Source organism: Collinsella sp. AM20-15AC (genome assembly GCF_003471405.1).
Taxonomy (GTDB): Bacteria; Actinomycetota; Coriobacteriia; order Coriobacteriales; family Coriobacteriaceae; genus Collinsella.
Window position 1 is genome coordinate 1 of the sequence record NZ_QRJA01000041.1, and the last position, 10,842, is coordinate 10,842.

The 10,842-nt window shown below is 61.0% G+C and carries 9 protein-coding genes; 8 read left to right on the forward strand and 1 reads right to left on the reverse strand.

Going from position 1 to position 10,842, the window contains the following annotated elements; genetic code table 11:
- Positions 1 to 89: 89 nt before the first annotated feature.
- Positions 90 to 1,055 (reverse strand): alpha/beta hydrolase, encoded by a 966-nt coding sequence (locus tag DW233_RS09600; protein WP_118267960.1) that lies wholly within the window; start codon positions 1,053 to 1,055, stop codon positions 90 to 92.
- Between the two features lie 186 nt (positions 1,056 to 1,241).
- On the opposite strand from DW233_RS09600, the gene DW233_RS09605 reads away from it, so the two are divergent.
- From DW233_RS09605 to DW233_RS09640, 8 genes are all read left to right on the forward strand, one after another.
- Positions 1,242 to 1,925: a hemolysin III family protein gene (locus DW233_RS09605; protein ID WP_199574636.1), complete on the forward strand. Its 684-nt coding sequence runs from the start codon at positions 1,242 to 1,244 to the stop codon at positions 1,923 to 1,925.
- Between the two features lie 108 nt (positions 1,926 to 2,033).
- A complete protein-coding gene (locus tag DW233_RS09610) occupies positions 2,034 to 3,407 on the forward strand; it encodes a hemolysin family protein (RefSeq protein WP_118267962.1) in 1,374 nt (457 codons plus the stop codon).
- Between the two features lie 24 nt (positions 3,408 to 3,431).
- The gene (locus DW233_RS10475; protein ID WP_233547983.1) at positions 3,432 to 4,265 is read left to right on the forward strand and encodes a hypothetical protein; all 834 of its coding nucleotides are present in this window, start codon (positions 3,432 to 3,434) and stop codon (positions 4,263 to 4,265) included.
- A gap of 136 nt (positions 4,266 to 4,401) precedes the next feature.
- Positions 4,402 to 4,791 (forward strand): YtxH domain-containing protein, encoded by a 390-nt coding sequence (locus tag DW233_RS09620; protein WP_035136593.1) that lies wholly within the window; start codon positions 4,402 to 4,404, stop codon positions 4,789 to 4,791.
- Positions 4,791 to 5,546 carry a hypothetical protein gene (locus tag DW233_RS09625; RefSeq protein WP_055252569.1) on the forward strand — a complete coding sequence of 252 codons (756 nt, stop codon included), beginning with the start codon at positions 4,791 to 4,793 and terminating at the stop codon, positions 5,544 to 5,546. Before DW233_RS09620 ends, DW233_RS09625 begins: the two co-directional genes overlap by 1 nt.
- Positions 5,547 to 5,618: 72 nt before the next feature.
- Positions 5,619 to 7,025 carry a polysaccharide deacetylase family protein gene (locus DW233_RS09630; RefSeq protein ID WP_233547984.1) on the forward strand — a complete coding sequence of 469 codons (1,407 nt, stop codon included), beginning with the start codon at positions 5,619 to 5,621 and terminating at the stop codon, positions 7,023 to 7,025.
- Between the two features lie 328 nt (positions 7,026 to 7,353).
- Positions 7,354 to 9,198: a magnesium transporter gene (locus DW233_RS09635; RefSeq protein WP_117648227.1), complete on the forward strand. Its 1,845-nt coding sequence runs from the start codon at positions 7,354 to 7,356 to the stop codon at positions 9,196 to 9,198.
- Between the two features lie 74 nt (positions 9,199 to 9,272).
- Entirely contained in the window at positions 9,273 to 10,469 is a 1,197-nt protein-coding gene (locus DW233_RS09640; protein ID WP_055252163.1) for an Nramp family divalent metal transporter, read from the forward strand.
- Positions 10,470 to 10,842: the final 373 nt, after the last annotated feature.

Consider the following 10,842-nt stretch of genomic DNA (forward strand, 5'->3'; position numbering starts at 1 on the left):
CTCGCGGTGACATCGTTTTTATGTCAACCTTGGTCTAACAGAGCCTTCGAAAATAGGGGCCAGATAAAGCCCCGGACGTTGCTTTTTGCCTAAAAATTCTTTCCGAGGAAGTCGTCGACCGTGTTCCAGTAGAGCTCGGGGTCAACTTGCGCACTCTTGGCGTGGGTGGCGCCATGAATGGTGAGCTTTTGCTTGACCTTGCTGGCGCACGCGTCGTAGTTTTGGTCGAGCATGTCGTACGGCACAAAGGTGTCCTGGTCGCCGTGGATGAACAACATGGGAACCGTCGCGTGTTTGAGTTGTTCCACACTGCTCGCCTTATGAAAGTCGTAGCCCGCGCGCACGTTGCACACCAAGTTTGCTACATCGAGCAAGGGAAAGCTGGGCAGGCCGAACACGTCCTTGAGCTGCAGAGAAAACTCGTCCCAAACACTTGTATAACCACAGTCTTCGATAATGCATTTCACGTTTGCGGGCAGAGATTCCCCCGCAACGTTCATGGCGGTCGCTGCACCCATCGACTCGCCAAAGACCAGGATGCGCGCCTCGGGGTCAGCCTGAACGATCCGCCCAATCCATGCAACGACATCGAGCCGCTCGGGCCAGCCCATGCCGATATAGTCGCCGCCGGAGCGCTCGTGGGCGCGGGCGGCAGGTGCGAGTACGTTCATGCCGCGGTCATGGAATCGTTTGGCGTATCGGGCCATACCGATGGGCTCATCGGTGTATCCGTGTAGGCAGATAGCGTAATTGTGCGTGCTCTCTGGGGCGGCAAAATACCAAGCGGCAAGTTCGGTTCCGTCATCTGCGGTGAGGCTGCTGCTCTCGCGGTTCTCTTTAAACCATGCCCGCGCCTCGGTTTCCTCGGCATCCGGCTGCTCACCTTCTTTGTCGTCCTTGCCGTCCTGCATCATCTTCATGGTGTATGGCGCGCGGGGATTCAGCGCGAAGTCAAACAGAAAGTTGCCGGCAAACCCCAGCAGCGCGACAACGACTACCAACGTAACAATGCCGGCTATCTTGAACTTTCGATGGGGGTGTGCGCTTTGAGGCATTTACGGTTCTCCTTAAAGATGTTAATACATCAACATTTAAAACAAGCGCATTATGGATGTTCGCCGTTGATGCGTCAACAGGCAAAGAATGGGTAAACAAAGGGTCACGTATGGTGCAAATTTCGCACGCACCCAGACGCTTTGATATAGTGTTGAGAACTCTTTACGTTGGAGGATGTAACCGGCATGTCCGATTCGAGCGACAGTTCCAAGCCGCGACCCAAGATCGCGGCCGTTCCACACTACACGGTGGGCGAGGAGATCATGAACTCCGTCACCCATGGTGTCGGCTGCCTGCTGGGTATCGCGGGCCTGGTGCTCCTGATCGTATTCGCTGCCCTGCGCGGCGGAGGCCCGGCCCACATGGCCGCGGCGATTGTCTATGGTGTCAGCATTATCCTCGAATACCTAGCCTCCACGCTCTACCACGCGATTCAGCCTGCGCGCGCCAAGCGCGTGTTTCGCATCATCGACCACAGCTGCATCTACCTGCTCATAGCCGGCAGCTATACGCCGTTTTGCCTCATCACGCTCGCAAACGACGGCGGCCCTATGCTGTTCTTTGCGGTGTGGGCCATCGCCATCATCGGTATCGCCCTCGAGTGCTTTATGCGCGAGCGTCAACCGCACTGGGTAAGTGGCCTGGTCTACCTGCTGATGGGCTGGCTCGTTGTCTTTAAACTGCCCGAGCTCGTGTCGCTGCTCAACCCCGTGGCACTTGCCCTGCTCGCCGTCGGCGGCGTGTGCTACACCGTGGGTGTGCCGTTCTATATCGCCAAAAACGTGCGCTATCTGCACAGTGTTTTCCACTTGTGGGTGCTCGCCGGCAGCATCTTCCAGTTCATGGCGGTGATCCTCTTCGTAATCTAGCGACCGCGCCCACGGCCCCGCTCGCACGGGCGACCGGCGCAATTGCCCTATCCGTCACCTACGCTTACTACCCAACGTCCCGAATCTTGGAGGTTCGAGAAACTCCCGATGGACATAACCATCTCCCTTATTACCACGCTTGTCCTGACGCTTATCAACGGCTACTTCTCCATGTCCGAGATGGCTCTCACCACGGCCAAGCGTGCCGTGTTGGAGCACGATGCCGAGGAGGGCGACAAGCGCGCCGAGCGCGCCGTCCAGCTCGCCGCCGACTCCGATCAGCTGTTGGCTACCATCCAGGTCGCCATCACGCTCGTGGGCTTTGCCTCGTCCGCCGTCGCCTCGACGAGCCTGTCCGACCCGCTCGCCACGTGGCTCATGAGCTTTGGCGTCGCGCCGCTTTCCGCCATCGCACGCGGCCTGGCGCCGGTCATCATCACCGTCGCGGTCGCCTTCGTGTCCATCGTGATCGGCGAGCTCGTCCCCAAGCGCATCGGCCTGGCCAATGCCGAGGGCGTGTCCAAGCAGGTCGTGGGACCGTTGTCGTTTTTCCAAAAGATCGCCCGCCCGCTCGTGTGGCTGACCGGTGCCTGCTCCGACGGCCTGGCCCGCATCCTGCGCATCAAGAGTGCCGATGACCGTCAGAACGTCTCGGAGGAAGAGATCAAGTACATGGTCTCGGAGCAGGACGACCTGCTCGACGAGGAAAAGCGCATGATCCACGAGATCTTCGACCTGGGCGACACCGTTGCCCGCGAGGTCATGGTGCCGCGCGTGGACACCACCATGTGCGAGGACGACGAGACGGTCGCCGACGTGTTGTCCACCATGCGCCAGACCGGCTTCAGCCGCATCCCCGTCTATCACGAGGACCCCGACAACGTCGCGGGCATCGCGCACATCAAGGACCTGATCCAGCCCGCGCTCGACGGCAAGGGCGACCAGCCCATCGCCGGCTTTTTGCGCGACGCCACCTTTGTGCCCGACACCAAGGACATCCTGCCGCTGCTGTCCGAGATGCAGACCTCGCACGACCAGATCGTGGTCGTCGTGGATGAGTACGGCGGCACGGCCGGCATCATCACCATCGAGGACATCGTCGAGGAGATCGTGGGCGAGATCGAGGACGAGTTCGACCCCGACAACAAGTACCTCACGCGCCTTTCGCGCCGCGAGTGGCTCGTCGATGGGCGTTTTTCGTGCGATGACGCGATTGAGCTTGGTTGGCCGCTCGAGGAAAGCGATGATTATGAGACCATCGCCGGCTGGATTTTGGAGCTTTGCGACTCGGTGCCCGACATCGGAGAGGTGTTTGAGGTCGCGGGGTACAAGTTTAAAGTGCAGTCGATGCGTGGCCAGCGCATCTCGCTCATTCGCGTGATCGCTCCGGCCGAAACCGATAAGAAGGATTCCGAGTCTTCGGTAGACGAGCCGACGACGTCGGGTGCGGGTTCCGCGAATCCGCACGACGGCGACGAGTAGGACAAGGAAGAGTAGGGGAGAGTTATGGCAGGCCTGTTCAACATCCTTAAGGTCACCGTCAGCGAGGACAAGATCTGCGCGCACGTGCTGGTGAACCCCGGCATGCCGCTCATGACCTCGGAGGATATCGAGGCCACGGCGCGCGTGTACTACCTGGTGCCGGCGATTGCCAAGCACCTGTGCCTGGGCGATTCCGGCCGCGAGTTCCAGGACTGCATGGGTCAGACCGAGCTCTGCCACCTGCTGGAGCACGTGACGGTCGAGCTCATGAACGAGACCGGTCTTGCCGGTAGCATCTCGTGCGGCCGCACGCGCGTAAGCGAGCATGACGAGCGTGTCTTTGAGGTCGAGCTTTCGTGTCCCGACGACGCACTGGCCATCGGTGCGCTGTCGTCGGCCACCTTTATGATGGACTGGGCGTACCTGCACGCCGACCAGCCTGCCCCCGACGTGGAAGGCACGGTCGCGGGCCTGCGCAACCTGGTGCTGGGCATGCGCGCCGAGGCCGAGGGCAAGGATCCTCACGAGGCCGTCGCCGCCGCGAACGGCGAAGATGCTGCCGAGGACGAGGGCGCTGACGAGGGCGATGTGCCGGTCGACGCCGAGCCCGTTGCCGATGCGACCGCCGAGCCCGTTCCCACCGAGCCCCAGGGCGTCCCCAACTTTGACGACGAGCCGCAGGAGGCAATCGATACCGAGGGTGCGGTCGCCGAGAACCACGAGGCCCCTGCGGCCGTCTTTGGCGGTGCGGCGACGGTTCCGGCAGGACCTGCGCATGAGGGCGCCCTGCCGCTCGTGGACGGCGCCGGCGAGGACCCGTGTGCCACGGTGGCCATGCCGGCTATGCCTCAGGAGTAGGCCTACGCGTTTATCACCATCACGTACCTGCGTCTTTGCCGTACGCAGATGAGCGGAGCGGCAAGTGATGCGCTGCGGGTATAATGGACAGCATTCAAACGGTGGGCACCGACGTGCCCGCAGGAGAGGAATGATCATGGGTAAGACTTTCAGCTTTGTCTCCGGCGCACTTTTTGGTGCCGCTGCCGGCGCTATTGTCGGCGTTGCTCTGGCCCCGCGCTCGGGCGCCGAGACCCGCGCCATGGCTGCCGATATCGCCAACGACGCCTGGGACAATATGCGCGACACCTACGAGCACAGCGCCGAGGAGGCCCGTGCTGCGGTGAATGACTTTGGCCCGATGGTCGACGCCAAGACCGACGACCTGCGCGCCAAGGTCGACCTGGCCCGCGAGCGCATGGACCAGCTGCGCGAGCAGCTCAACGACGCCATTTCGGGCGGCAACGTGACGCCTGCCGCCGACGTCGTGGTCGAGAACGCCGTCGAGGCTGATACCGAGGCTGCGGAGCCCTCGACCGAGGCATAATGCGCGCCGGGGATTTTGTCGGCGCCAAGATCTATCGCAAGCCTACCGAGGACAAGCGCACCAAAAAGGACGGCACGCCGCGCAGCCCTAAAAAGCTCGGAAAGATTCACTTTCCGGTCTTTACCCCGGGCGGTACGCGCGTGGTCGGCTTTATGGTCCGCCAGTCCGATATCGCGGGCATGATCGAGCGCCCCGACCGATTCGTAGCGCTCGACGCCATTGGTGTCTACGAGGGCGCTATTGCGGTCGATGACGTCAAGGACACGTACGATGCCGCCGCCGCCAAGCGCCTCGACATCAACCTGGACGATTGCATCATCTGGGTCGGTATGGACGTGCGCACGGAATCGGGCGACGTCGTGGGCTATTGCTCGGACGTTGAGTTCAAGCCGCGCTCGGGCATCGTGCAGGCATTCTATGTGACCGCCGGTGCTGCTTCGAGTGTTTTGGTTGGTGACACGCAGGTGCCGCCGACGATGCTGCGCGGCTACGAGAACGGCGCGATGGTCGTCTCGGACGAGGTCAAGTCGCTCGGGTATTCGGGCGGTGCGGCTGCCAAGGCCGCCGAGGCCAGCGTCGTGGTGGGCGACAAGGTCAAAAAGGGCGCCAAGGTGCTCGACGACAAGGGGTCGGTTGCCGTGGACAAGGGCAGTCGCGCACTGGGCAAGCAGCTCGGCAAGACGCGCGGCATGTTCAAGGCCTTTAAGGACGAATACCAAAAGGCGAGCGGAGGCTCGTCAAAAGCTACAAAATAGCGACGTACCAAATGATGGGAGGCAAGCCGGAGACCTGTTGCTCCGGCTTGCTGTGTTTATGGGGGAGGGCACATGCGCCAAAACGGATCCAACTTAAACGGGCGTTCGGGTGCGCGTCCGACGGCGCGCCGCGACCTGGGGCAGCTGCCCAGCGGTCAGCGCCGTCGCCGCCGTAAGCCCGGCGCGATGTACCTCAACCATAGCCGCGGGTTTAGCGACCGCAGCGCGCGCATCGGCAACGGGCGCTCGCCGCGCCGACCGTCCCGTCTGCCCTATGCGCTCATTGCCGTGGGCTGTGCGCTCGTGCTGTTTATCGCTGCCGTCGTGGGCTACGTCAACCGCAGCGTGGACGTGGAACTCAACGGGCAAAAGACCGCGGTGCGCGTGGGCTCTACGCTGCAGAATCTCATAGACGACCAGGAGTTGACTGACACCTACGACGCAGGCGACCTACTGGCCGTCGATGACAGCGTGCTCAAGCGCCATGGGGGCGAAAAGCTGTCGGTGAAGGTCGACGGCAAGCGCGTGAAGCAGGGCAAATGGGATAGCCGCGAACTTGAGGGCGGCGAGAAGGTGACGGTCAAGGATGGCCGTAACACCTACGAGAAGCACGAGATTCAGGCTACGGTTATCGAGCCCAAGCTCAAGGTCGAGGGCACGGGCGCCATAGAGTATGTGCAGACGTGGGGTGTCCAGGGCCGCTCCGAGGTGTGGGTTGGTGAGCAGTCGGGCAAGACGCAGGACCGCGGCGAGGTTGTGCCCGCCACCGATTGCGTCGTTGCGTGCGCCAGCGTGGCGCCCAAGGGCAACAAAAAGTACGTGGCGCTGACGTTTGACGAGGGTCCGAGCGGCGCGACCAAGCAGATTTTGCAGGTACTCAAGGAAAAGGGCGTCACCGCGACGTTCTTCCTGTCGGGCGATGCGGCCGTGGCCTCGCCTGCCACGGCCAAGGCGATTGTCGATGCCGGGTGCGAAATCGGATCCAACAGCTACAGCGACGATTCGCTCAAGGGTCAGGACCGTGAGGCGGTACGCGAGCAGATCACGAAAGGCACCGATGCGATTAAGTCGGCGACCGGCGTGAAGACGATGCTGCTGCGTGCTCCCTACGCTGCCTTTGACGAGCAAAACTGGATTGATGCGATGGACCTGGTCTCCGCCGTGGTCTCGTGGAATATCGACTCGGGCGACTGGCTGCTCAACGGTGCCGACGAGCAGGTCTCAACGGTGCTCGATTCGGTGACGCCGGGCAATATCGTGCTGCTCACCGATAGAGACGAATGCGCCGAGCAGACGCTCGAGGCGCTGCCGCAGATTATCGATGGCCTCATTGCCGACGGCTACAAGATCGTGACGCTCAGCGACCTGGTTAAGACGGACACGTCGCTGAGCAAAAAGCTCACCTCGCTGACGAAGGTCACCATGCCCAAGGACGCCGTGTTCCCCCAACTTGCCGAGGACGATGACACCACAGAGTAGTCATTGGGTAGTCGTTTAAGAACGTCCCCAATGGCTATGTCACGGATGCGTCAGCGTTTGGTATGCCTGCAATGTGCAGCGCATAAATTCGATGCCGCAGGGCGATGCTGATGCTATAGTTACTGCGGTTAATGAGGGTCAAGAGAAAGGTTACAGGTGAAATCCAAACCTCGACCATACAGTCGATGACCCCATGCAGGTGCTTTTTGCGCATGCACGGGGTGTAAGCGTCGAGCGGCGTGCCGCCCGCGCATGCGTATACATATCCAGAAGCCCCCGGACGCCGCACGCGCGGCCGCGTCCGGAGGAATAATGATGGGGAGCACCATTGAATTATCTGAGTGAGATGCTCAAATTGCCAGTCTTGGACGTCGACGGCGAAAAGCTCGGCGTGGTCAACGATTTTGGCATTGCAACCGGCGAAGTTTTTCCGCACGTGACGTCGCTCGCGTTCCGCGGTCCCGGCAAGACGCCGTTCATGATCAGCTGGCGCAAATGGGTCGACCGCATCGATGAGACAGGCGTGTATCTCAATACGTCTGCCACCAATATTCGCTTCTCGTACCTGCAGCCGACCGAACTCTTGCTTGCCCGCGACGTGCTCAACAAGCAGATTGTCGACACGCAGGGCATGAAGGTCGTGCGCGTCAACGACATCAAGTTTTCCATGTCGGGCGAAAACCAGCTGCGCCTGCTGGGCGCCGAGGTCGGTGCTCGCGGTCTGCTACGCGCCATCAGCCCCGCGCTCGAGCATATCGTCGAAGGCTTTATGAAGCACCTGGGCAAGCCGCTCAGTGAGGACATCATCGCTTGGTCCTACATGGACCTGCTCGACCGCTCGACCAAGAACATTCAACTCTCGGTGTCGCACAAGACGCTCGGCGAGCTGCACCCTGCCGACATCGCCGACATTATCGAGCAGCTCGACCCGCGTCTGCGTGCGCAGGTGTTTGCGCAGCTCGATACTGCCCAGGCCGCCGAGGCCATCTCGGAGTTCGATGACGACGAGCTTATGACCGAGATGCTCGAGGGCCTGTCCGACACCGACGCATCGTCGATGCTGGCCATGATGGACCCGGACGACGCCGCCGATCTGATCGACGAGCTCGATTACGAGAAGGCCGAGAAGCTCCTGCGCCTGATGGGCGTCAAGGAAGAGAAAGCGATTCGTAACCTGCTGGGGTATGAGGACAACACCGCCGGCCGCATCATGACCTCGGAGTTTGTCTCCCTGCCCGCCACGGCAACGGTCGGTGACGCCATCGAGGCGATTCGCGAGCTCGACGAGGACTTCGAGAGCGTCTACTACGTCTATACCGAGGATCCGAGCGGCATGCTGACCGGCGTGCTTTCGCTGCGCACGCTGATCGTAGCCGACCGCGACGCCACGCTGGGTCAGTTGGCCTATCGCGACCTGGTCTATGTGTCGCCCGACGAGGACCAGGAAGACGTGACGGACGAGATGACCAAGTACGACCTGGTTGCCATCCCTGTCTGCGACGAGAACCGTCATATCCTTGGTATCGTGACCTTCGACGACGCCATGGACGTTATCGCCGAGGAGCATCAGGAGGACCTGCAGATCGCCGGTGTCGGCTCGGGCGATAGCGCGTCGGACGACTCGACGAACGTGCTCAGCTGGTTCGTGCATCGCCAGTACTGGGTTGTTGTATGGGGCATCGCGTCGTGCATCATGGCGACCGTGCTGGGGACGGCGCTCGGCTCCGCGCATCTGGTGGTGTTCCCCATGTGCGCCATGCCGCTCGTGCTGCTGGCGGCCTCGCGCATGGTGTCGTTCGTCAAGAACTACTTCCTGGAGTATGACGGTCACGACGACGAGCCCAAGCCGTATCTGGGGTTCTTCTTCCAGAGCACGGGCATGGGCCTGATTCTGTCACTCGTGACCTACCTGTGCGCCCAGCTGGTGCGCACCGCTGCGTTCCTCGATGCGCCCATGTTTGAGGAGCAGCTCTTTACCGGGTGCTTTAATATCGCTGCCATTATTTGCCTGGTTGGCAACATGAGCGCCGTGATTTACCTGATGGTGCTGTTCTGGCGTGACGAGCATGACCTCAACACGTCGGGCACCGCCATGAACGTTATTGCCGTCATGATCTCGTGCGTGGCGTATTGCATCGCCGCGGTGCTGCTCGCCATGTCGGTCATGGGTTAGGTGGTCGCGTGCAAAATACCAAGCAAAAGTCGGGCACCAAGCAAAAGTTGACCATCGCGGCCATCTTTGGCGCTATGGGTCCTGGTCTGCTGGCGGCGCTTTCGGGCAATGACGCCGGCGGCATTGCAACGTATTCCAGCGCGGGCGCCAGCTATGGCTACAAGATGCTGTGGATGCTTCCTGTCATGACCGTGCTGCTCATCGTGACGCAGGAGACCGCGGCGCGCTGCGGCTGCGTCACGGGCAAGGGCCTGGCATCGCTCATTCGCGAGCGCTTTGGCGTGCGCAAGAGTGTACTTGCTATGGCGGCGCTGTTGATCGCCAACACGGCTGTGACCATTTCGGAGTTTGCGGGTATTGCGAGCGGCCTTGCCCTCTTTGGCGTGCCGGCGAGCATCTCGGTGCCGTTGGTGGCGCTGCTGGTGTGGATGCTTACCATGTCGGGGAGTTTCCAGCGCATCGAGAAGATTCTGCTGCTGGTGAGCTGCGTGTTCGTGACCTATATCGTCGCCGCGTTTATGGCTGGCCCCAACTGGGGTGAGGTCGCGGTCGACCTGGTCGTGCCCAACATTCAAAATGACCCCAGCTACGTGTCGCTCGTGGTCGCAACGATCGGTACCACTATCGCGCCGTGGATGATTTTCTTGGCACAGAACAACGTGGTCGATAAGAACGCGGGCGAGGACGATATCGTGCTGCAGCGTATTGATACCGTGAGCGGCTCGATCGCTGCCGATATCATTGCCGGCTTTATTATCATCACGACCGGCACGGTGTTGTTCCCGGCGGGTATTCAGATCAGCGATGCTGCCGATGCTGCCCGCGCGCTGGAGCCTATTGCGGGTCAGTGGTCTACGGTACTGTTTGCCTCGGGCCTGGTCGCGGCGAGCTTCTTGGCTGCCTGCGTGCTGCCGGGCGTTACGTCGAGCGCTATCTGCGAGGCATTTGGCTGGGAGCGCGGTGCCGACCGCAGCTGGGACGAGGCCCCGGTCTATCGCGGCATCATTACTGCCATCATTGGCATCTCTGCCGTGCTGGTGCTCATGCCCGGCGTCGATCTGTTCCAGATCATGATGACCTCGCAGGTCATCAATGGCGTGCTACTGCCCGTGGTTCTGGTGTTCCAGGTGGTTATCGCTGCCGACCGTCACATTATGGGCGCCAACCGCAATGGCCGCGTGTGGAATGTGCTCACTTGGGCGACTATCGGTGTGATTACGGTGCTGACGGTCGTCATGTTTGTTCTGCAGGCGATGGGTTACAGCGCTTAGCGCCTCTTTTGGACTCCAAACAGGCCGCAGCGATGGACTGCGGCCTGTTTTTTGCCCGCTATAGGGCGTTAGTTATATGGCAGTGGACAAAAAATGCCAAATATGAGTACTGTTGCCTTGCCGATAGCATTTACGACCAAGAAAATAATGAACATAGTTAAGAATCTGTTTATTAAAAGCGGGTCTCCAAGTCCTAAGCCGGCCATTCTGGTCAACTGGAAGGGTCGTGCGCTACCGCATGAGCGCCATTTTGGGTGGTTTTGCCTGCTACTAAAATGGTAACAGTACTCATATTTGCCACTTTTTGTCCACGACCTCTTGGAGTCGGGTGGCGCGCGCAGACGTGGTGTAAGAGCGTCCCGAGGTCCGTCGC

Excerpts from the sequence above, each read along its gene's own strand:
- DW233_RS09620 (WP_035136593.1), top strand. The coding sequence starts at position 4,402 with ATGGGTAAGACTTTCAGCTTTGTCTCCGGCGCACTTTTTGGTGCCGCT.
- DW233_RS10475 (WP_233547983.1), top strand. The coding sequence starts at position 3,432 with ATGGCAGGCCTGTTCAACATCCTTAAGGTCACCGTCAGCGAGGACAAG.
- DW233_RS09610 (WP_118267962.1), top strand. The coding sequence starts at position 2,034 with ATGGACATAACCATCTCCCTTATTACCACGCTTGTCCTGACGCTTATC.
- DW233_RS09625 (WP_055252569.1), top strand. The coding sequence starts at position 4,791 with ATGCGCGCCGGGGATTTTGTCGGCGCCAAGATCTATCGCAAGCCTACC.
- DW233_RS09640 (WP_055252163.1), top strand. The coding sequence starts at position 9,273 with ATGGGTCCTGGTCTGCTGGCGGCGCTTTCGGGCAATGACGCCGGCGGC.
- DW233_RS09600 (WP_118267960.1), bottom strand. The coding sequence starts at position 1,055 with ATGCCTCAAAGCGCACACCCCCATCGAAAGTTCAAGATAGCCGGCATT.
- DW233_RS09630 (WP_233547984.1), top strand. The coding sequence starts at position 5,619 with ATGCGCCAAAACGGATCCAACTTAAACGGGCGTTCGGGTGCGCGTCCG.
- DW233_RS09605 (WP_199574636.1), top strand. The coding sequence starts at position 1,242 with ATGTCCGATTCGAGCGACAGTTCCAAGCCGCGACCCAAGATCGCGGCC.